This window comes from Ectopseudomonas guguanensis, from assembly GCF_900104265.1.
Lineage (GTDB): Bacteria > Pseudomonadota > Gammaproteobacteria > Pseudomonadales > Pseudomonadaceae > Aquipseudomonas > Aquipseudomonas guguanensis.
Genome location: NZ_FNJJ01000003.1, coordinates 214,011 through 235,219, shown reverse-complemented (window position 1 = coordinate 235,219; position 21,209 = coordinate 214,011). Strand labels below are relative to the sequence as shown.

Here is a 21,209-nt window from a genome sequence, read left to right as displayed (position 1 = left end):
GGCACGCCCCGGCACGTTAGCAACAGCTTTGAATATCAGAGATAAGAGATTGATCTGTCGGGGTTCTTGCACCCCGACAGTTTCGCCCAGGTTTATTCGACCAGGCAGTCCACGCAGTACTCGCCCGCTTCGGTCTGCAGGCCGTGCACATCGATGTCGAAACCCGGGAATGCCTGATCGAAGGTTCTGGCGAATGCCAGGTAGTCGAGAATCGAACGCGTGGCGGCGGTGAAGCGCTCGCCCGGCATGATCAGCGGGATACCCGGCGGGTAAGGCACCAGCATCACGGCGGCAATCCGCCCCTGCAGCTGGTCGATGGGCACCGCTTCCACTTCGCCGCGCACCAGCCGGTCATAGGCATTGGCCGGCTTGATCGCCACTTCCGGCAGTACCGTGTACATGCTCTTCAGCGCCTTGGCCGTGGCGTTGTCGCGGTAGCAGCCGTGCAGCGCGTCGCACAGATCGCGCAGGCCCATGCCCTGGTAGCGCCCGCCACCGGCGTGGGCGATGGAAGGCAGTACGTCGATCAGCGGCAGGTTGGCGTCGTAGCTGCGTTTGAACTCCAGCAACTCGGTCAACAGCGTGCTCCACTTGCCCTTGGTGATACCCATGGAGAACAGCACCAGGAAGGAATAAAGCCCGGTCTTCTCCACCACCAGGCCGCGCTCCCAGAGGAACTTGCTGACCACCGCGGCGGGAATGCCCCGCTGCTCCAGCCTGCCTGCGGCGTTGAGGCCCGGCATCACCAGGGTGACCTTGATCGGATCGAGCAGCACGTAATCGCTGGCCACCTCACCGAAGCCGTGCCAGTCGGCGTCCGGCTGCAGCACCCAGTCGGCGGTCGACAGACTGTCGGCGCCGTCGGCAGCCCCCGGCTGCCAGATGCTGAACCACCAGTCCTCGGCATCGAGGTTGCGCCGTACGTTGGCCAGCGCGCGGCGGAAGCTCAGCGCCTCGTCGAAGGTTTCCTGAATCAGCGAACGCCCGGCCGGGCCTTCCATCATCGCCGAGGCCACGTCCAGCGAGGCGATGATGCCGTACTGCGGCGAGGTGGAGATGTGCATCATGAAGGCTTCGTTGAAGCGGTCACGGTCCAGCTGGCGCTGGCCGCCATCCTGCACATGGATCATCGAGGCCTGGCTGAAAGCGGCCAGCAGCTTGTGCGTGGAGTGGGTGGTGAATACCAGCGGCGAGCGCGCGTCGCATCGAGTACCCATGCCGTAGCGGCCGGCGTAGAACTCGTGGAACGCGGCGTAGGCGTACCAGGCCTCGTCGAAATGCAGCACCTCCACCGAGTCGCCCAGGGCCTGCTTGACCATCTCGGCGTTGTAGCAGAGCCCGTCGTAGGTGGAGTTGGTCACCACCGCCAGCTTGACCCTGGGCGCACGACCGCGGGCCAGCGGACTGGCGTCGATCTTGGCCTGGATCGATTCGCGGCTGAACTCCGACAGCGGGATCGGCCCGATGATGCCCAGCTCGTTGCGCTCGGGGCACAGGTACAGCGGAATCGCACCGGTCATGATGATCGAGTGCAGGATCGACTTGTGGCAGTTGCGATCCACCAGTACCAGGTCATCGCGTCCGACCATGGAATGCCAGACGATCTTGTTCGCCGTCGAGGTGCCGTTGATCACGAAGAAGGTGTGGTCGGCGCCGAAGTTGCGCGCGGCACGCGCTTCGGCCTCGGCCAGCGGGCCGGTGTGATCGAGCAGCGAACCGAGCTCCGGCACCGACACGGACAGGTCGGAACGCAGCGTGTTTTCGCCAAAGAACTGGTGGAAGGCCTGGCCCACCGGACTCTTGCGATAGGCCACGCCGCCACCATGACCGGGTGTGTGCCAGGAATAGTTGGATTGCGCGGTGTGCTGCACCAGCGCCTTGAAGAACGGCGGCAGCAGGCCGTCGAGGTAGTTGTGTGCCGCGCGCGCCACCTGGCGGGCGAGGAAGGATACGGTGTCCTCGTAGAGATAGAGGATGCCGCGCAGGTGATTGAGATCGGCCATGGCCTCGGCCGGGGCATTCTCGATGGTGACCTGCTCGCCGAGGGCGAAGATCGGCAATTGCGGCGCACGCACGCGCGCCACGCGGATCAGCTCGACCATGTCCTGCAGCAGACGGCTGTTCTCCCCCGCCCCCTCCGCTGCCACCAGGATGCAGGCCAGGCCGTGGTGGGTGGAAGCGACGATGCGCCCCTCGGCGGCACTGGCCGTGGGCAGGATGCTGAAACCGTCCTGGGTGAGCTCCTGAGCGATGGCGCGCACGCGATCACCGGCGACCGTGTCGGCCTTGATGTCGCGGTGCACGATGAGGACGGGGAATTTTAGATCTTTATACATTGTGACGTCCTGAAGGCTGGCAGGCACGCGCCTGCCCATCACCTCAGGTTAGAGGCTCGCCCTGATCGGCGGAACCCCCCGTGCATCACGCTATAAGAAAAGGTCGCAAAGAAGCAGCTACAGTCAGCAGCCCCCCCCCTTCACAAGGCTTTTACTTTTGCCTGAAGCCTGCGCCCCTACTGCTCTTCCATCTGCGCCCACAGCGACGGGCCACCAGCAGATTTCTCGATGGCAGCCAGACGCGCCAGATGCGCCGCGAGTTCGTCCTCGCTGGCACGAATCACTCGGGTGCGCGGGCGCGCAGGGTCAAGACGACGAATCGGCGTGGCCTGCTGACGGCCGCTGCCATCACCATCGGCGCCCTCACCGGCCAGGGACAGATTGGTCTGCCCGCCGGTCATCGCGAGGTAGACGTCGGCGAGGATTTCCGAGTCGAGCAGTGCGCCGTGCAGTTCGCGGTTGGAGTTGTCGACGCCGTAGCGCTTGCACAGCGCATCGAGGCTGTTGCGCTGCCCCGGATGGCGTTCACGGGCCATCATCAGGGTATCGAGCACCGAGCAGTAATCGCTGACGTCGGCGCGCTCGCTCTGCCCCAGCAGGGCGAACTCGTTGTTGATGAAGCCGACGTCGAACGCCGCGTTATGGATGATCAGCTGAGCGCCCTGGATGAACTCGTAGAATTCATCGGCCACGTCCCTGAATCGCGGCTTGTCGGCCACGAACTCGTTGGTGATGCCGTGAACCGCGATGGCGCCTTCGTCGATTTCGCGATCCGGGTTCAGATAGACATGGAAATGACGCCCGGTCAGGCGCCGTCCCAACAACTCGACACAACCGATCTCGATGATGCGGTGCCCGTCGGTGACCGGCATACCCGTGGTTTCGGTATCCAGCACCACGTAGCGCTTGACGGTATTCTCGGTTGTCACGCCTTGCCTCTCTCAACTATTGGGGTTGTCGCACATTCAAGCGCGGCATATTAACTCATGTGGCCTAGCAGGCCGTTGAAAAACGTTGGCGAGGCAGCCAGTGCAAGGCGAAAACAGGCGAAAAAGCGGAGTTTACGAGCTGTAAATGAGCATTTTGAGCCTGTTTTTAACGCAGCAATGGCAACGCAGGTAGTTTTTCAACAGCCTGCTAACGCGCCGAACGCACCTCGTCGACCCCACGATTGGCCAACTGGTCAGCTCGCTCGTTGCCGGGGTGGCCGGTATGCCCGCGCACCCACTGCCAGCTCACCTGATGACGGTTTACTTCCTCGTCCAGCTTCTGCCAGAGGTCGGCATTCTTCACCGGCTCTTTCGAGGCGGTCTTCCAGCCGCGCTTCTTCCAGTTCGGCAGCCATTCCTGGATACCCTTCATCACGTACTGCGAGTCGGTTACCAGCTTGACCGAACAGGGTCGGGTCAGGGCGATCAGGCCGGCGATCGCCGCCATCAGCTCCATGCGGTTGTTGGTGGTGCTCGGGTCACCGCCCCACAACTCCTTTTCCACGCCTTTATAGACCAGCAGCGCCCCCCAGCCTCCGGGGCCAGGGTTGCCCTTGCAGGCGCCGTCGGTGTAGATCACCACTTCATCGGTTTCGGACATTCATAAGCTCTGTACGGAATTGACGGGCCGTGGCCCGGCCTTCAACTGTCGGCATCACGCCGGCTGATCTTGGCCACCGGCATCGGCAGCAACTTGCCCATCGGTTCGCGGCGCGATTGCCGCAAGGGACGCAAGCCGACCACCAGTTTGCGCGCCACCAACAGGTAGAAACCGGCGCCCGGCAGCTGCCAGGCATCGCCCCAGCTCTCCATTCGCCGCAGGCGCATTTGCCAGGCCAGCGAAGCGAGCGGCGGACGATAGCACCCGAAGCGACGTTTCTCCAACGCAAAGCCCAGCAGCGTCAGCCAGTCGCCAACGCGGCTCGGCGCGATACAGCGCGCCCTGGCCAGGCCATCCTGAGCGAACAGTCGCCGCACGCCCCAGGTGCTCCAGGGATGGATGCCGAGGATCAACAGATGTCCGCCAGGCCTGACGCTACGGGCCGCCTCACGCAACAGACCGTGGGGCGACAGACTGAAATCCAGACCATGCTGCAGCACCACCACATCGGCAGCGTGCTCGCCCAATGGCCAGGATTGCTCCTCACAGATGATCTGCACCCCCGGCATGGGCGCGCCGAGGCGCACGTTGTGCTGGATCTGTCCGGCCTTGGGCGGGCCTTCGGCGCCCGGGCCGTAGCTCACCAGATAACCACCGAAGAAACGCGCCAGCTCTTCCTCCAGCAAGCGCCGCTCTTCTTCCAGCAATAGCTGGCCGAGCGGCCCGGCCAGCCAGTCGCGCGCCTCGCCGATCAGCTTGAGCCACTCCGGGTCGGCCTGGGCGAATGCCTGATCAGTCATCGCTGCCTCCGCATGACAGGTTCTGCATGTCCTGTCTAAGATGCACCTTTATCACCAGCTTAGCGACCCGCAATGATTCAGATCGACGCGCTGCCCGCCTTCAATGACAACTATATCTGGCTGCTGCAGGATGCCGGCAGCAAGCGCTGCGCCGTGGTCGACCCCGGTGATGCGGCGCCGGTGCAGGCCTGGCTGGAAGCTCACCCGGACTGGCAGCTCAGCGATATCCTGATCACCCATCATCACTTCGATCATGTCGGCGGCGTCGAGACGCTGAAGAACGCCACCGGCGCTCGTGTCGCCGGCCCGGCGACGGAAAAGATCCCGGCGCGCGACCTCGACCTGAACGACAACGATACGATCGACGTGCTCGGCCTGCGTTTCCAGATCATCGCCGTGCCAGGCCACACCCTCGGCCATATCGCCTACTACCATGCCGGGCAGAATCTGCTGTTCTGTGGCGACACCCTCTTCGCCGGTGGCTGCGGTCGCCTGTTCGAAGGCACACCGCAGCAGATGCACCGGTCACTGAGTCGCCTTGCAGCGCTGCCTGCCAGCACGCGGGTTTACTGTACCCACGAATACACCCTGAGCAACCTGCGCTTCGCCCATGCCGTGGAACCGGACAACGTGCGCCTGAACGAGCGCCTGGCCGAAGTGACTCGCTGGCGCGCTGAAGGTCGCATCAGCCTGCCGTCCACCCTCGAACTGGAGTTGGCCACCAATCCCTTCCTGCGTACGGGCGAGCCGTCGATCATCGCGGCGGCCCAGGCACGCGACGGCGATCAGGTGACCGAACCGAGCGCCGTGTTCGCCAGCCTGCGCGCCTGGAAGGACAGCTTCTAGAAACTCGACAGGGAGGCAGGTCACAAAAGGCTGGTGAAAACTTGACCACCCCCGCTTCGGTTCCTAGAATCGCCCGACCTTTTCGCCGGGACAGCCACCTCACCCAATGCCTTTATCATCACGCAAGCCATTGAATATAAAGGCATTGGTGCGAAGCGCGCGAGCGCTAGCGGTGATGTGCAGCATGATCCTGGCCGGCTGTCAGAGCCTGCCCAGCGATCCACCCGACCGCTCGACCGATACCTCCCGAGCCGTGGGCCTGGAACGCGAGCCGGAGTGGCTCAACAGCCAGATCAAGCCGCGCGAGTACACCGATATCTGGGAGCGCGTGCGCGACGGTTTCAAGCTGCAGGATGAAATCGGCATCAACCCGCGCATCGAGCGCGTGCGCCTGTGGTACGCCAGCAACCCGAAACACGTCGACACCGTCAGCGAGCGCAGCGCTCCCTACATTCACTACATCGTCGAACGCCTGGCCGAACGCGATATGCCGATGGAGCTGGCGCTGCTGCCGGTGATCGAAAGCGCCTACGACCCACAGGCCTACTCCTCCGCCCACGCCGTCGGCCTCTGGCAGTTCATTCCCTCCACCGGCCGCCACTACAACCTGCGCCAGACCAACTGGTACGACGGCCGCCGTGACGTCACCGCCTCGACCCAGGCCGCGCTCAACTACCTGAGCCGCCTGCACGAGATGTTCAACGGCGACTGGCTGCTCGCTCTGGCCGCCTACAACGCCGGCGAAGGCCGCATCAGCCGCGCCATCGAACGCAACGAGAAACTCGGCCTGCCCAGCGACTACTGGAACCTGTCGCTGCCCAAGGAAACCGAAGACTACGTGCCCAAGCTGCTGGCCCTGTCGCAGGTGATCCTGACCCCTGAGGCCTATGGCGTGACGCTGTCGTCGATCGCCAACGAGCCCTACTTCGAGCAGGTCGCGATCAAGCAGCACATGGACCTGTCCCGCGTCGCCAAACTGGCCGATCTGGATGAACAGGAGCTGCTGCAGCTCAACCCCGCCTATACACGCGGCATCACCCTCGACGGCCCGCAGCACCTGCTGGTCCCGACCGAGAAGGCCGAGCTGCTGAGCGCCAACCTGGCCCTGATGAAACCGCAGGAAATGGTCGACTGGCAGAGCTACACCGTGCGCTCCGGCGACAGCCTGCATGCCATCGCCAACCGTCATCATCTGTCGGTGAACATGCTCAGGGACGTCAATCGCCTGAGCAGCAACAACCTGAGCATCGGCCAGGTGCTGACCATACCGGCCAAGCCAGGCACAGCGCCGAGCGAGCCGCTATATCAGCAGCGCAGCACCGCGCAGAGCACTGCCAACCGCACCTACCGGGTAAAGGATGGCGACAATCTCTGGCAGATCGCCCGTGCCAACCAGGTGGCGGTACATGACCTGAAACGCTGGAACAAGCTGCAAGGCAATCAGTTGCAGGTCGGCCAGCTGCTCAACCTGGCCGGCGCCGAAAGCGCCCCTCAGGTAGCCGACAACACGCGCCGCAGCACCTCCGGCTCTCGGGACAAGGCCACCTACTATCGCGTGCAGCAGGGCGACTCGCTGTACGAGATCGCCAAACGCTTCAAGATCGAACTCAAACGCCTGCAGGCCTGGAACCCGCGCAGCAGCACGCTGCGTCCCGGGCAGATGCTGACGCTTTATCTACCCTGATCAGCGCTTGCTGATGGCCTCCAGGCAGCGCCCCGTCAGCTGGGTGAAGCGCTGAAAGGCCACGAACTGCTCATGCCGCAGGGCCCGCCCGGACAGCCGGCTGTCGGCGTAGAGCACACCGATCTCGCGGGAGCCCGCAACGATCGGAGCGATGAAGAACATGCCACTGCCCAGACTGCGGCGAATCGGCTGGGTCACCAGCTCGGCAAGGTTATAGCTGGCCGGCACCCCCATCCAGATCGCCTCACGATTGCGCAGCGCATAGCTGAAGATGTGTGGCTGCTCGGCCTGCTCGGCCGGCAAGACGAAATCCTGCAGCCACTGCTCGCTCTTGTCGCCGATCACGCGCTTGGCGCGAAAGCGGCTTTGCCCATCGGCCAGCACCGCGAGCATCACCCGCTCCAGCCCGGCGCCACGGTGCAGTCCCTTGAGCAGGGTATCGAGCACCAGCCCGACATCGGCCCTGGCACTGACCATCAGGCCGAGATCCTGCAACGCCTGCTGCATCACCAGCAGATCCGGCTGCAGCAGGCGCGCCTTGCGCTCCTCCTGCTGCAGGCGAATCTGCTCGGGATCGGTATTGGGAATCAGCCGGCACAGCTTGCTGGCGCCGAACGTCGAGGCCACCTTGACCGCCTCGTCAGCGCTGGCCAGCACCTGCTGCAGCGCCTCCTCGGGACTGAGATCGACGAACGCGGCCATCTTCGCCAGTACCGCCTCCATCTCCGGCGACTCCCAGCCCTGCAGTGCGGCCTCGCTGATGCGCACGCCCAACTGCACGGCGTATGCCGCCGGGTCATGCTGACTGGCGCCGGCATGGGCCAGGCTGGCGGTCTCGCCCAGGTTCCAGCTCTTCAGCAGGCCCTGGGTGAGCTGGCGGAAGCTGGTGCCAAGCACCTCGCGCACCGCCTCCTCGGTCTCGAAACCCGGCTGCGCCAGGGCCGCGGCCAACTCGTCCGCCTGCTCGCCGCCGCAGCCCCAGAAGGCCAACTCGCCGAGATGATGAAGCAGCGCGGCGATGAACACCTCCTCGGCATGCTTGGAGAGTACGTAGCCGGCGATGTTGCGCGCCTGCACGGCGGCGTGGAAGGAGCGTGCGAGCAACTCCTGCAACTGCTCGCGCGGAGCGCGGGTGAGCAGGCCGTCGATCAGGCTGACCGACAGCCCGATCAGGCGCACGTTGTCGAAGCCGATCAGCACGATGGCCCGCGAGATGGTCTTGATGGTTTCCTGGGACGGGTTGTAGTAGACGCTGTTGCCGACCCGCAACACCTTGCTGGTCAGCGCCGCATCGCGCAGCAACACGTCGGCCAGCTGCTGCACCGAGGCAGAATCCTGCTGCGCCAGGCGCTGCAGATCCTGCACCACGGCAGCCAGCGCGGGCAGTTCGGCTTGGTTCAGGCGATCGATCCATGACTGCAGACCATGGCTACGTTCCGACAAATTTGTACCCTCGTGATGTGTACTGGAAGTGTATGCCAAAGTGCCGTCACTGCTTGCCCGGCACGGCGCTCTTTTTCCTGCCCAGACAAGCTGTTACTGTACGGCCCCAGAAGCCCAAACGCCGCCAAGGATCGGATCTCACGCCCGATGCGTCCCCTCCTCCTGCTGTTCCTCAGCCTGGCCTTGAGCTTTCCCGCCTCTGCGACTATCAGCGAGAGCCACGGCTACGCCCAGTTCGGGACACTCAAGTACCCTGCCAGCTTCAGTCATTTCGACTGGGTCAACCCCGATGCGCCCAAAGGCGGCACCCTGCGCATCATGGCTTCCGGCACCTTCGATACGCTCAACCCCTACACGCTCAAGGGCAGCAGCCCGATCTCGACCGCGCATTTCCTGCAATACGGCGCCAATGAGCTGAACGAGCCGCTGATGGTTGGCACCGGCGCCTACGATCCGTCGGGCGACGAGCCGGCTTCCAGCTACGGCCTGATCGCCAGGAGCGTCGAGTACAGCGAAGACCGCAGCTGGGTGGTGTTCAACCTGCGCCCGGAAGCCCGCTTTCACGATGGCAAGCCGATCACCGCCTACGATGTTGCCTTCTCCTATCGCCTGCTGCGCCATGACGGCCATCCGCAGTACCGCACCAACCTGCAGGAAGTGAAGCGCGTCGATATTCTCGGTCGGCACCGCATCCGCTTCGTCTTCAAGCGTGCCGGCAACCCGCTGCTGATCCTGCGCCTGGGCGAACTGCCGGTGCTGCCGCAGCACTACTGGAAAGACCGCGATTTCAAGAGCACCACCTTCGAGGCGCCGCTGGGCAGCGGCCCCTATCGCATCGTCCAGGTGGTGCCGGGCCGGCGCCTGGTATTCGAGCGGGTCAAGGACTGGTGGGGCAAGGACCTGCCGGTCAATCGCGGCAAGTACAATTTCGACCGCGTCGAGGTGGAGTTCTACCGCGACAACCATGTCGCCTTCGAAGCCTTCAAGGCCGGCGAATTCGACTTCTACATCGAGAACCAGGCGAAGAACTGGAGCAACGGCTATCGCTTCCCGGCCGTGACCCGCGGCGACGTGGTGCGCGCCGAGATACCGCACCAGATTCCGACCCAGACCCAGGCGCTGTTCATGAACACCCGCCGCGCCCTGTTCAGCGACCGCCGCGTGCGCGAAGCGCTGGGGCTGATGTTCGATTTCGAATGGACCAACCGCACCCTGTTCAACAACGCCTACGTGCGCGCCGCCAGCTACTACCCCAACAGCGAATTCTCGGCTACCGGCAAGCCGGAGGGCGCCGAGTGGCTGCTGCTTTCGCCGCACCGCGACAAGCTGCCCGCTCAGCTGTTCACCGAGCCTCCGACACAACCGCTTACCGATGGCCGCGGCATCCCCCGGGAAACCTTGCGCCGTGCCCTCGGTCTATTGGCCGATGCCGGCTGGAAGCCCGCCGGCCAGGAGCTGCGCAATGCGCGCGGGCAACGCCTGGAGTTCGAGATCATGCTGGTCAATCCCAGCCTCGAACGCATTCTCCAGCCCTATGTCGCCAACCTCGCCAGCGTCGGCATCAGCGCCAACCTGCGCACCGTCGACCGCGCGCAATACAAGCAACGCCTCGACCAGTTCGACTACGACATGATCCTGCTGACCCTGCCGCAAACCCTCAGCCCAGGCCTGGAACAGTCGCTGTATTTCCATTCCAGCCAGGTCAATGTCAGGGGCGGCAGGAACTACGCAGGCGTCAACGATCCGGTGGTCGACGAGATGATCGACAAGCTGCTCTCGGCGCAGACCCGCGACGAACAGATCGCCGCCGCCCGCGCCCTGGACCGGATCCTGCTCTGGCAGCACTACAGCATTCCCAACTGGTACATCAATTATCACCGCCTGGCGTACCGCAACCGGTTCGCCTTCGTCACCACGCCGCCCTATACCCTGGGCCTGCGCACCTGGTGGCTGAAGCCCACGGAGAACGCTCGATGACCCACCCGCTGCGCAGTTTCCTGCTCCACGGTAGCAGCCTCATTCTGCTCGGTCTGGCCGGCCTCGCCCTCGCCGCCCCCAAACATGCCGTCACGCTCTACGACGAGCCGCCCAAATACCCCGCCGACTTCACCCACTTCGAATACACCAACCCCGACGCGCCCAAGGGCGGCACATTCCGCGAAGCGGGGTTCGGCGGCTTCGACAGCCTCAACCCCTTCATCAGCAAGGGCGTCGCCGCCGACGACATCGGCCTGATCTACGACACTCTCACCGTGCAGAGCATGGACGAGCCCTTCACCGCCTACGGCCTGGTAGCGGAAAAGATCGAGAAGGCGCCCGACAATGCCTGGGTGCGCTTCCTGCTGCGCAAGGAAGCACGCTTTCACGACGGCACGCCGATCACCGCCGAAGACGTCAAGTTCACCTTCGACACCCTGATGAAAAAAGGCGCGCCCATGTACCGCGGCTACTACGCCGACGTCGATCAGGTGGAAGTGGAATCCCCGCACAGCGTGCGCTTCGTGTTCAAGCACGCGGGCAATCGCGAGCTGCCGCTGATCGTCGGCCAGCTGCCGGTGCTGCCCAAGCACTGGTGGGCCGAGCGCGACTTCACCAAGGGCAATCTCGAGGTACCGCTGGGCAGCGGCCCGTACCAGGTGGGGCGCGTCCAGGCCGGACGCAGCATCCGCTACGAGCGGGTCAAGGACTGGTGGGCCAAGGACCTGCCGGTCAGCCGCGGCTTCTACAACTTCGACACCATTCAGATCGACTACTACCGCGATAACACCGTGGCCCTGGAAGCACTGAAGGCCGGCCAGTTCGACTACTGGCTGGAAACCAGCGCGAAGAACTGGGCTACCGCCTACAACACTCCGGCAGTCGCCAATGGCCAGCTGATCAAGGAAGAGATCCAGAACCGCAACCCGACCGGCATGCAGGGTTTCATCTTCAATACCCGCCGCCCGCAGTTCCAGGACCGCCGCGTGCGAGAGGCCCTGGGTCTGCTGTACGACTTCGAATGGGCCAACAAGCGCCTGTTCAACGGCGCCTACTTCCGCACCCGCAGCTACTTCGACAATTCCGAACTGGGCTCGCGCGGGCTGCCCGGCGAAGACGAGCTGGCGATTCTCGAGCCGCTGCGCGGCAAGATTCCGGCCGAGGTGTTCAGCGAAGAGTTCCGCGTGCCGGTGACCGACGGCAGCGGCATCATCCGCGAGCAGCAGCGCCGTGCCTATCAGCTGCTGCAGCAGGCCGGCTGGCGCATCGAGGGTGATCGCATGCTCGACGCCAATGGCCAGCCGGTGAGCTTCGAATTCCTCCTGGCGCAGACCGAGTTCGAACGCGTTCTGCTGCCATTCAAGCGCAACCTGGCCGATCTGGGCATCGACATGGTGATCCGTCGCGTCGACGTTTCGCAGTACATCAACCGCCTGCGCTCGCGCGACTTCGACATGATCGTCGGCGGCTTCGGCCAGTCCAACTCGCCAGGCAACGAGCAGCGCGAGTACTGGCACTCCTCCAGCGCCGACAATCCCGGCAGCCGCAACTACATCGGCCTCAAGGACCCGGCCATCGACCAGATCGTCGAAGGGCTGATCAACGCCGACTCGCGACAGAACCTGATCGCCCATACCCGCGCACTGGACCGCGTGCTGCTGTGGGGTTACTACGTGATCCCCAACTGGCACATCAAGACCTGGCGCGTGGCCTACTGGAACCGTTTCGAGCATCCGAAGGTGACGCCGCTGTACGATATCGGCCTGCACACCTGGTGGGTACGCCCGGGCCTGGAGCAGCCGAGCAAGGCGCAGCAGCAAGCCGCCGAGCAGGCCACCGAAGAGGCGAAGCCATAATGCTGGCCTATATCCTCCGTCGCCTGCTGCTGATCATCCCGACCCTGTTCGGCATCCTGGTCATCAACTTCATCATCATCCAGGCCGCGCCCGGCGGCCCGGTGGAGCAGATGATCGCCAAGCTCGAAGGCTTCGACGGTGCCACCAGCCGCATCGCCGGCGGCGGCGCCGAGGTTTCGGTGGCCGGCTCCAACTATCGCGGCGCCCAGGGCCTCGACCCCAAGCTGATCGAGGAAATCGAGAAGATGTACGGCTTCGACAAGTCGGCGCCGGAACGCTTCTGGATCATGCTCAAGAACTACGCGCAGCTGGACTTCGGCTCCAGCTTCTTCCGCGATGCCCAGGTGATCGATCTGATCATCGAGAAGATGCCGGTATCGATCTCGCTCGGCCTGTGGAGCACCCTGATCATGTATCTGGTGTCCATTCCCCTGGGCATCGCCAAGGCCACCCGCCACGGCAGCGCCTTCGACGTCTGGACCAGTTCGGCGATCATCATCGGTTACGCCATCCCGGCCTTCCTCTTCGCCATCCTGCTGATCGTGCTGTTCGCCGGCGGCAGCTACTGGGACTGGTTCCCCCTGCGCGGGCTGACCTCGAACAACTTCGACGAGCTCAGCCTCGGCGGCAAGATTCTCGACTACCTCTGGCACCTGGTGCTGCCGGTCACCGCGCTGGTCATCGGCAACTTCGCCACACTGACCCTGCTGACCAAGAACAGCTTCCTCGACGAGATCAACAAGCAGTACGTGATCACCGCCCGCGCCAAGGGCCTGACCAACAATCGCGTGCTCTACGGCCACGTCTTCCGCAACGCCATGCTGCTGATCATCGCCGGCTTCCCCGCTGCCTTCATCGGCATATTCTTCACCGGCTCCCTGCTGATCGAGGTGATCTTCTCCCTCGACGGCCTGGGCCTGATGAGCTTCGAGGCAGCGATCAACCGTGACTATCCGGTGGTGTTCGGCACCCTCTTCATCTTCACCTTGCTGGGGCTGGTCGTGAAATTGATCGGTGACATCACCTATACCCTGGTCGATCCACGCATCGACTTCGAAAGCCGGGAGGGTTGAGCATGAAACTCTCCCCTCTCAACCAGCGCCGTTTCGATCGTTTCAAGGCGCACAAGCGCGGCTGGTGGTCGCTATGGCTGTTTCTCATCCTGTTCGGCCTAAGCCTCGGCGCCGAGCTGATCGCCAATGACAAGCCATTGGCGGTGCGTTACGACGGCCAGTGGTATTTCCCGGTACTCAAGCGCTACCCGGAGACGGTGTTCGGCGGCGAGTTCCCGCTGCAGGCCAACTACAAGAGCCCCTATATCCAGGAGCTGATCGCGGAGAAGGACGGCTGGATGATCTGGCCGCCGATTCCCTTCAGCTATTCGAGCATCAACTACGACCTGGAAGTGCCGGCCCCCGCCCCGCCCTCGGCACAGAACTGGCTGGGCACCGACGATCAGGGCCGCGACGTGCTGGCACGGGTGATCTACGGCTTTCGCATCTCGGTGCTGTTCGCCCTGACCCTGACCCTGGCCAGTTCGGTGATCGGCGTGATCGCCGGCGCCCTGCAGGGCTTCTATGGCGGCTGGGTCGACCTGCTCGGCCAGCGCTTCCTGGAAATCTGGTCGGGCCTGCCGGTGCTCTACCTGCTGATCATCCTGGCCAGCTTCGTGCAGCCGAACTTCTGGTGGCTGCTGGGCATCATGCTGCTGTTCTCCTGGATGAGCCTGGTGGACGTGGTGCGCGCCGAATTCCTCCGCGGGCGTAACCTGGAATACGTGCGCGCGGCGCGGGCGCTGGGCATGGGCAACGGCGCCATCATGTTCCGCCACATCCTGCCCAACGCCATGGTCTCGACCATGACCTTCATGCCCTTCATCCTCACCGGCGCCATCGGCACCCTCACCGCCCTGGACTTCCTCGGCTTCGGCCTGCCGCCTGGCGCGCCGTCGCTCGGTGAGCTGGTCGCGCAGGGCAAGAGCAACCTGCAGGCGCCCTGGCTGGGCATCAGCGCCTTCGCCGTGCTGGCGATCATGCTGAGCCTGCTGGTGTTTATCGGCGAAGCCGCCCGCGATGCCTTCGACCCGAGGAAATGACATGAGCCAGAACGAAACCCTGCTGCAAGTACGCGACCTGGCCGTCGAGTTCGTCATGGGCGAGCAATGCCAGCGCGTGGTCGAGGGCGTGAGCTTCGATATCCGCAAAGGCGAGACCCTGGCCCTGGTCGGCGAAAGCGGCTCGGGCAAGTCGGTCACCGCGCACTCGATCCTGCGCCTTCTGCCCTACCCGCTCGCACGTCATCCGGCCGGCAGCATCGAGTATGCCGGCCAGGACCTGCTCAAGCTCGGCGAAGGTCGCCTGCGCGGCATCCGTGGCAACCGCATCGCCATGGTCTTCCAGGAGCCGATGACCTCGCTCAACCCGCTGCATACCATCGAGAAGCAGATCAACGAGGTGCTCGCCCTGCACAAGGGCTTGCGCGGCAAGGCTGCCAGCGCGCGCACCTTGGAGCTGCTGGAGCTGGTCGGCATCCCCGAGCCGAAGAAGCGCCTGAAGGCCTACCCGCACGAACTGTCGGGCGGCCAGCGGCAGCGGGTGATGATCGCCATGGCCCTGGCCAACGAGCCCGAGCTGCTGATCGCCGACGAGCCCACCACCGCGCTGGACGTCACCGTGCAGCTGAAAATCCTCGAACTGCTCAAGGATCTGCAGGCGCGCCTGGGCATGTCATTGCTGCTGATCAGCCACGATCTCAACCTGGTGCGCAGAATTGCCCATCGCGTATGTGTCATGCAGCGCGGTCGCATCGTCGAACAGGCGTCGTGTGAAGAATTGTTCCAGGCACCGCAGCATCCCTATACCCGGGAACTGCTCGGCGCCGAGCCCAGCGGCGACCCTGCGGCCAACCCCGCAGGCCAGCCGTTGCTGGAAGTGGACGACCTGCGCGTATGGTTCCCGATCAAGAAGGGCCTGCTGCGCCGGACGGTGGATCATGTCAAAGCGGTGGACGGCATCAACTTCAGCCTGCCTCAGGGTCAGACCCTGGGCATCGTCGGCGAAAGTGGTTCCGGCAAGTCCACCCTGGGCATGGCCATTCTGCGGCTGCTCGCCAGCCGCGGCGATATCCGCTTCCAGGGCCAGCAGTTGCAGGGCCTGAGCCAGCAGGAAGTACGCCCGCTGCGTCGGCAGATGCAGGTGGTGTTTCAGGACCCCTTCGGCAGCCTGAGCCCCCGCATGTCGGTGGCGCAGATCGTCGGGGAGGGCCTGCGCATTCACGGTATGGGCAACGAGGCGGAGCAGGAACAGGCCATCATCGACGCGCTTTTGGAGGTAGGGCTGGACCCGCAGACGCGGCATCGCTACCCCCACGAGTTTTCCGGCGGGCAACGGCAGCGGATTGCCATTGCCCGGGCACTGGTGTTGAAACCGGCGCTGATCCTGCTCGACGAGCCCACCTCGGCGCTCGACCGCACGGTGCAGCGTCAGGTGGTGGAGTTGTTGCGCGGTTTGCAGGCCAAGTACAACCTGACCTATCTGTTTATCAGCCACGACCTGGCGGTAGTCAGAGCGCTGAGCCACCAGTTGATGGTGGTCAAGCAGGGCCAGGTGGTGGAACAGGGGTCTGCCGAGTCGATCTTCAGCGCACCGCAACACCCTTATACGCAGCAGTTGCTGGAAGCCGCCTTCATGGCCCCGGCAACGGCTCACTGATCCTTGAAACAGGAAGAGGAATAGCACAATGGGTTTTCTAACCGGTAAGCGCGTACTCATCGTTGGCGTTGCCAGCAAACTGTCCATCGCCTCGGGTATCGCCGCCGCCATGCACCGCGAAGGTGCCGAGCTGGCTTTCACCTACCAGAACGAGAAGCTCAAGGGCCGCGTCGAAGAGTTCGCCGCCGGCTGGGGCTCCAGCGCCGACCTGTGCTTCCCCTGCGATGTGGCCAGCGACGAGGAAATCGCCGCAGTATTCGACGCGCTGAGCAAGAAGTGGGACGGTCTGGACTGCATCGTCCACTCGGTCGGCTTCGCTCCGGGCGACCAGCTCAATGGCGACTTCACCGAAGTCACCACCCGTGAAGGCTTCAAGATCGCCCACGACATCAGCGCCTACAGTTTCGTCGCCCTGGCCAAGGCCGGCCGCGAGATGATGAAGGGCCGCAACGGCAGCCTGCTCACCCTCTCCTACCTGGGTGCCGAGCGCACCATGCCCAACTACAACGTGATGGGCATGGCCAAGGCCAGCCTGGAAGCCGGCGTGCGCTACCTGGCCGGCAGCCTCGGCCCGGAAGGCACCCGCGTCAACGCCATTTCCGCCGGCCCGATCCGAACCCTGGCTGCCAGCGGCATCGCCAGCTTCCGCAAGATGCTGGCGGCCAACGAGAAACAGACCCCGCTGCGTCGCAACGTCACCATCGAGGAAGTCGGCAATGCCGGCGCCTTCCTCTGCTCCGACCTGGCCTCGGGCATCAGCGGCGAAATTCTCTACGTCGACGGCGGCTTCAACACCACCGCCATGGGCGCCATGGAAGACTGAGTTGCGCTCAGCCGGGCATCGCAAGCAGAACAGCTGGCGATGCCCGGCACCTCCAGCACGGCTTGGTCGTGGCTGAACCACAACGCCGCAGCTTCCTCGGAAGTGCGGCGTTGTCGTTTCCGGCTTTGCTCGGCATTCGACGGACCGAAACGCCAGCATTACTCGGCACGCTTCAACCTTGGCGTTGTCCTAGCAGGGAAGCCTGGAATCGAGATGGATCAATGATCCCGACAAACAAATGGCGAGCCTGCCTGATCTGCGCGCTATGCAGCCTCGTGCTCGGCTGTGCCCTGCCGCCACTGGATGGCCGCAGCGAAAGCCAGGCCTTCACCCAGGCCGAAACAGCCGATACCACACTGGGGCAAGCCCTGGGCAGCGAACGCGATGCCCACCCCGGCCTGTCCGGCATCCTGACACTGGCGGCTGCCCGCGATGCCTTCGCCGCGCGCATGCTCATGGTCGAAGCGGCCGAGCGCAGCGTCGATGTGCAGTACTACATCTGGCGTAACGACATCACCGGCACCCTGCTGCTCGACGCCCTACTCAGGGCCGCCGAACGAGGCGTTCGCGTCCGCCTGCTGCTGGACGACAACGGCATCGCCGGCCTCGACCAGATCCTCAGCACGCTCGACCAACACCCCAACCTCGAAGTACGCCTGTTCAATCCCTTCTCCCTGCGCAAGGCCAAGGTGCTGGGTTATCTGACCCACTTTCCTCGCGCCAACCGGCGCATGCACAACAAGTCCTTCACGGTGGACAACCAGGCCACCATCATCGGCGGGCGCAATATCGGCGACGAATACTTCGATGCCAGTGAAGGCGTACTGTTTGCCGACCTCGACGTTATGGCCATCGGCCCGATCGTGGCCGACACCTCTGCCGATTTCGATCGCTACTGGGCCAGCGATTCGAGCTATCCACTGGAACGGATCGTGCCGCGCGGCCGGAACGCCCCGCTGCACCTGCACGACCTGGCGGCCGACCTGTCCGCCTCGCCGGCCGCCAGCGGTTACGTCAAGGCCCTGCAGGAAAGCGAGTTCATCCAGCGCCTGCTGGACAAGCGCCTGAGCTTCGAATGGAGCGAAACCACGCTGGTCAGCGACGATCCGGCCAAGGGGCTGGGTAACGCCAGTGACGGCCAGCTGCTGATCAGCCGCCTGGGCGAGATGCTCGACATACCCGAGTCGCGTGTCGACCTGGTCTCCCCCTACTTCGTCCCCACGCAGACTGGCGTCGACCTCTTCACCGGTCTGGTGCGACGCGGCATCGAAGTGCACATTCTCACCAATGCCCTGGAAGCGACGGACGTGACGCCCGTGCATGCCGGCTACGCCAAACGCCGCCGCGCCCTGCTCGAGGGTGGCGTCAAACTCTATGAAATGCGCCTGGGCGCAGAGGACGAAGGCCACCGGGAAAAAGCCGGGCCATTTGGCAGCTCCGGTTCGAGCCTGCACGCCAAGACCTTTGCCCTCGATGGCCAGCGCGTGTTCATCGGCTCATTCAACTTCGACCCACGCTCGGCCAGCCTCAACACGGAGATGGGCTTTCTCATCGAAAGCCCGGTGCTGGCAGCAGCCATCGGCCAGGCATTCGAGACCGATATTCCGGCCAATGCCTATGAGCCACGGCTCGACGAACGCGGCCGAATCTACTGGCTGCAGCGCGTGGACGGCGAGCAACGCCGCTTCGATAGCGAGCCCGGCACGGGCCTGCTCAAACGCCTGGGCATTCACCTGCTCTCCTGGCTGCCCATCGAATGGTTGCTCTGACCCAGAAACGACAAAGCCCCGCGCCAGGCGGGGCTTTGTCGTAGCGTACGGCGATCAGAACCGCTCGATATCGGCCTTGGCTTCCAGCTGCTTGCGCAGCGCCGCGAAGTCCTGCTGACCGGCGCGCGAGGCCAGGAAGTTGCGGTACATGGCAAGCTCCTCCTCAGCCAGCGCCTCTTGCGGCGCATTGACGCCATCGAGACGCAGCACGACATAGTCGCCATTGTTCAGCGTCACGCCGGCGAAGGTCGGCTCGCCTGCCTGGGCTGGTTTGGGCATGCGGAACAGCGCCTGCAGCACCTTGGGCTCTACACCCTCCTGGCTGCGAGTGGCCGCTTCCTGAACCTGCCAGTCGGCCGCAACGGCCTCGCCTGCCTCGGCGGCAGCCAGCTGCTTCTGCCCCTCAGCCTTGGCGGAAGCAGCGGCGCGTTCCTGCAGCAGATGACCGCGAATGCTCTCGGCAACCTGCTCCAGCGGCAACTGCTCGGGCTTGTTGTGCTCTTTCACACGCACGACCACCACGGTGCTCGGGTCCAGTTCGATGGTCGAGCTGTTGGTGCCGTCTTCCAGAACCTCGGGGCTGAAGGCAGCCTGCAGCACCTGACGATTGGCGGTTATACCGGTAGCGCCGCCCTCACGACCGAAGGCTTCGCTGACCTTGACTTCAAGGCCCAGCTCTTGAGCCGGCTGAGCCAGATCCGATGCTTCGAAGGCTGCGTCTTCCAGCTGTTTGGTCGCCTCGACGAAACGCTGCTCGACCTGCTGCGCCTTGAAGTCACGCGCCAGCTTGTCCTTGAGACTGTCGAAGCTCGGCACTTCCGGTGCCTGAACACCCAGCAGCTTGATCAGGTGCCAGCCGAACTCGGTCTTCACCGGCTCGGAGACCTGGTCCTGCTGCAGCGCATACAGCGCCTCCTCGAAGGCCGGATCGTAAACACCGGGGCCGGCGTAACCCAGGTCGCCACCCTCGACGGCCGAACCCGGATCCTGCGAGAACTCCTTGGCCAGCGCGGCGAAATCTTCGCCCGCGTCGACACGCTTCTTGATCTCCTCGATCTTGTTGCGCGCAGCTTCGTCATCACCTTCGATCAGAATGTGAGCAGCCTGACGCTGCTCGGCCAGGTTGGCGATTTCGCTCTCGTATAGCGGCTTGAGGTCTTCATCGCTGACTTCGACCTGATCGAAGAAGCTGTCCTTGTCCAGTTGCACGTACTCCAGCACCACCTGCTCGGGGCTCAAGAATTCGCTGGCATGCTCGTCGTAGTAAGCCTGGACATCGCTGTCGCTCAGCTCGATCGCAGCCGGGTCGGCCTTGATGGTGAGGCTGGCGAAATCGCGGGTCTGACGCTCGAGGTTGGCGAACGCACGCGCCTCCTGCTCGGTGACGAAGCTGCTGGCGCCGATACCGGCACGCAGTTGGCCGATCAGCATTTCCTCTTCCAGCATCTGGCGGAACTGCAGACGGGTGTAGCCCATCTGGCGAATGACCTGATCGAAGCGCGCAGCATCGAAGCGGCCGTCCACCTGGAATTCGGGAGTCTGCAGGATCACCTGATCCAGCGAGCCTTGCGAGAAGGCGAAACGAGCGTCGCCCGCTGCCTGCAGCAGCAGCTTGCGCTCGATCAGCCCCTTGAGCGAGGCCTCGCGCAGCAGCCTGTCGTCGAGCAGCGAGGCATCGAAATCGCGCCCCAGTTGCTGCAGCAGCTGACGACGCTGCATTTCAACGGCCTGGTTGAGCTCGTTGAGGGTAATGGTGTCACCGTTCACGTCAGCCGCATTGTTGCGGTTGCTGGTACCCGTGACGATGGCTTCGAAACCGGTAAAGGCCATCAGCATGACGATGAGGCCGATGATGGTTTTGGCAATCCAACCGCGTGAATTGTCCCTGATGTCTTGCAGCATGCTTCCCCCAGAACGACTGTACAGAGTCACCAGCCGCGCAGTGTGGGTAATGTCCAGATAGAAGAAAGGCGCATCCTTGGATGCGCCTTCTCGTAACGCGTTAAGCAGCCAGTGCAGAAAAGTCTCCGACTCCCTGCCCCGCCTCCTAACAGCCGCCAGACAGTGCCTGACGGCGAGGCAAGCCCGGAAGACGCTTAGTTGACGGCGTCTTTCAGAGCCTTGCCAGCTTTGAAGCCCGGGATCTTGGCAGCAGCGATGCTGATCGGCTTGCCGGTCTGCGGGTTGCGGCCAGTGCGAGCAGCACGCTCTTTGACAGCGAAGGTGCCGAAGCCAACCAGTACGACGGAATCACCAGCCTTCAGGGCGCCAGTGACGGATTCAATCACTGCATCCAGCGCGCGGCCAGCAACAGCTTTCGGGATATCAGCAGATGCAGCGATGGCATCGATCAGTTCCGACTTGTTCACTCTAAG

General features: G+C 63.9%; 16 protein-coding genes. 9 read left to right on the top strand and 7 right to left on the bottom strand.

Annotated elements, in window-relative coordinates:
- Window positions 1-92: 92 nt before the first annotated feature.
- From BLS61_RS05835 to BLS61_RS05820, 4 genes are all read right to left on the bottom strand, one after another.
- Window positions 93-2,336, bottom strand: coding sequence for an Orn/Lys/Arg family decarboxylase (locus BLS61_RS05835; RefSeq protein ID WP_090428646.1), 2,244 nt, complete (start codon window positions 2,334-2,336; stop codon window positions 93-95).
- Between the two features lie 176 nt (window positions 2,337-2,512).
- Window positions 2,513-3,265 (bottom strand): DNA polymerase III subunit epsilon, encoded by a 753-nt coding sequence (dnaQ, locus tag BLS61_RS05830; protein WP_090428644.1) that lies wholly within the window; start codon window positions 3,263-3,265, stop codon window positions 2,513-2,515.
- 208 nt (window positions 3,266-3,473) lie between these two features.
- Window positions 3,474-3,926, bottom strand: coding sequence for a ribonuclease HI (gene rnhA, locus BLS61_RS05825; protein WP_012018492.1), 453 nt, complete (start codon window positions 3,924-3,926; stop codon window positions 3,474-3,476).
- A gap of 41 nt (window positions 3,927-3,967) precedes the next feature.
- Window positions 3,968-4,726, bottom strand: a complete 759-nt coding sequence (locus tag BLS61_RS05820; protein WP_090428641.1) for a class I SAM-dependent methyltransferase — start codon at window positions 4,724-4,726, stop codon at window positions 3,968-3,970.
- 72 nt (window positions 4,727-4,798) lie between these two features.
- Here BLS61_RS05820 and gloB point away from each other — a divergent pair, with 72 nt between their 5' ends.
- Both gloB and BLS61_RS05810 read left to right on the top strand, forming a co-directional pair.
- Window positions 4,799-5,572: a hydroxyacylglutathione hydrolase gene (gene gloB, locus BLS61_RS05815; protein ID WP_090428638.1), complete on the top strand. Its 774-nt coding sequence runs from the start codon at window positions 4,799-4,801 to the stop codon at window positions 5,570-5,572.
- Between the two features lie 106 nt (window positions 5,573-5,678).
- The gene (locus tag BLS61_RS05810; RefSeq protein ID WP_090428635.1) at window positions 5,679-7,256 is read left to right on the top strand and encodes a LysM peptidoglycan-binding domain-containing protein; all 1,578 of its coding nucleotides are present in this window, start codon (window positions 5,679-5,681) and stop codon (window positions 7,254-7,256) included.
- Here the strand turns inward: BLS61_RS05810 and BLS61_RS05805 are convergent, their stop codons facing one another.
- Window positions 7,257-8,699 (bottom strand): HDOD domain-containing protein, encoded by a 1,443-nt coding sequence (locus BLS61_RS05805; protein ID WP_090428632.1) that lies wholly within the window; start codon window positions 8,697-8,699, stop codon window positions 7,257-7,259.
- A 147-nt stretch (window positions 8,700-8,846) separates the two neighbouring features.
- On the opposite strand from BLS61_RS05805, the gene BLS61_RS05800 reads away from it, so the two are divergent.
- The 7 genes from BLS61_RS05800 to BLS61_RS05770 all read left to right on the top strand — a co-directional run bounded on the left by BLS61_RS05800 (window position 8,847) and on the right by BLS61_RS05770 (window position 18,834).
- A complete protein-coding gene (locus BLS61_RS05800; protein WP_090428630.1) occupies window positions 8,847-10,676 on the top strand; it encodes an extracellular solute-binding protein in 1,830 nt (609 codons plus the stop codon).
- Window positions 10,673-12,532, top strand: a complete 1,860-nt coding sequence (locus tag BLS61_RS05795) for an extracellular solute-binding protein (RefSeq protein WP_090428627.1) — start codon at window positions 10,673-10,675, stop codon at window positions 12,530-12,532. The genes BLS61_RS05800 and BLS61_RS05795 overlap by 4 nt, the downstream gene beginning before the upstream one ends.
- On the top strand, window positions 12,532-13,605 hold the full coding sequence (locus BLS61_RS05790; RefSeq protein WP_090428624.1) for a microcin C ABC transporter permease YejB: 1,074 nt from the start codon (window positions 12,532-12,534) through the stop codon (window positions 13,603-13,605). Before BLS61_RS05795 ends, BLS61_RS05790 begins: the two co-directional genes overlap by 1 nt.
- 2 nt (window positions 13,606-13,607) lie before the next feature.
- Window positions 13,608-14,627 carry an ABC transporter permease gene (locus BLS61_RS05785; RefSeq protein ID WP_090428621.1) on the top strand — a complete coding sequence of 340 codons (1,020 nt, stop codon included), beginning with the start codon at window positions 13,608-13,610 and terminating at the stop codon, window positions 14,625-14,627.
- Window position 14,628: 1 nt separating this feature from the next.
- Window positions 14,629-16,242: an ABC transporter ATP-binding protein gene (locus tag BLS61_RS05780; RefSeq protein WP_090428618.1), complete on the top strand. Its 1,614-nt coding sequence runs from the start codon at window positions 14,629-14,631 to the stop codon at window positions 16,240-16,242.
- A 28-nt stretch (window positions 16,243-16,270) separates the two neighbouring features.
- On the top strand, window positions 16,271-17,065 hold the full coding sequence (fabI, locus tag BLS61_RS05775; protein WP_090428615.1) for an enoyl-ACP reductase FabI: 795 nt from the start codon (window positions 16,271-16,273) through the stop codon (window positions 17,063-17,065).
- A gap of 221 nt (window positions 17,066-17,286) precedes the next feature.
- A complete protein-coding gene (locus BLS61_RS05770) occupies window positions 17,287-18,834 on the top strand; it encodes a phospholipase D family protein (protein ID WP_090428612.1) in 1,548 nt (515 codons plus the stop codon).
- Window positions 18,835-18,888: 54 nt separating this feature from the next.
- On the opposite strand, the gene BLS61_RS05765 is transcribed toward BLS61_RS05770, so the two are convergent.
- Window positions 18,889-20,736: a SurA N-terminal domain-containing protein gene (locus BLS61_RS05765; RefSeq protein WP_090428609.1), complete on the bottom strand. Its 1,848-nt coding sequence runs from the start codon at window positions 20,734-20,736 to the stop codon at window positions 18,889-18,891.
- 194 nt (window positions 20,737-20,930) lie between these two features.
- Complete coding sequence (gene hupB, locus BLS61_RS05760; protein ID WP_003239952.1) at window positions 20,931-21,203, bottom strand: nucleoid-associated protein HU-beta; 273 nt, start codon at window positions 21,201-21,203, stop codon at window positions 20,931-20,933.
- Between the last annotated feature and the right edge of the window lie 6 nt (window positions 21,204-21,209).

Coding starts and splice junctions, on each gene's coding strand:
- BLS61_RS05800 (WP_090428630.1), top strand. CDS start 8,847: ATGCGTCCCCTCCTCCTGCTGTTCCTCAGCCTGGCCTTGAGCTTTCCC.
- BLS61_RS05780 (WP_090428618.1), top strand. CDS start 14,629: ATGAGCCAGAACGAAACCCTGCTGCAAGTACGCGACCTGGCCGTCGAG.
- BLS61_RS05820 (WP_090428641.1), bottom strand. CDS start 4,726: ATGACTGATCAGGCATTCGCCCAGGCCGACCCGGAGTGGCTCAAGCTG.
- BLS61_RS05795 (WP_090428627.1), top strand. CDS start 10,673: ATGACCCACCCGCTGCGCAGTTTCCTGCTCCACGGTAGCAGCCTCATT.
- rnhA (WP_012018492.1), bottom strand. CDS start 3,926: ATGTCCGAAACCGATGAAGTGGTGATCTACACCGACGGCGCCTGCAAG.
- BLS61_RS05810 (WP_090428635.1), top strand. CDS start 5,679: ATGCCTTTATCATCACGCAAGCCATTGAATATAAAGGCATTGGTGCGA.
- BLS61_RS05785 (WP_090428621.1), top strand. CDS start 13,608: ATGAAACTCTCCCCTCTCAACCAGCGCCGTTTCGATCGTTTCAAGGCG.
- BLS61_RS05765 (WP_090428609.1), bottom strand. CDS start 20,736: ATGCTGCAAGACATCAGGGACAATTCACGCGGTTGGATTGCCAAAACC.
- BLS61_RS05790 (WP_090428624.1), top strand. CDS start 12,532: ATGCTGGCCTATATCCTCCGTCGCCTGCTGCTGATCATCCCGACCCTG.
- gloB (WP_090428638.1), top strand. CDS start 4,799: ATGATTCAGATCGACGCGCTGCCCGCCTTCAATGACAACTATATCTGG.
- BLS61_RS05770 (WP_090428612.1), top strand. CDS start 17,287: ATGATCCCGACAAACAAATGGCGAGCCTGCCTGATCTGCGCGCTATGC.
- BLS61_RS05835 (WP_090428646.1), bottom strand. CDS start 2,336: ATGTATAAAGATCTAAAATTCCCCGTCCTCATCGTGCACCGCGACATC.
- fabI (WP_090428615.1), top strand. CDS start 16,271: ATGGGTTTTCTAACCGGTAAGCGCGTACTCATCGTTGGCGTTGCCAGC.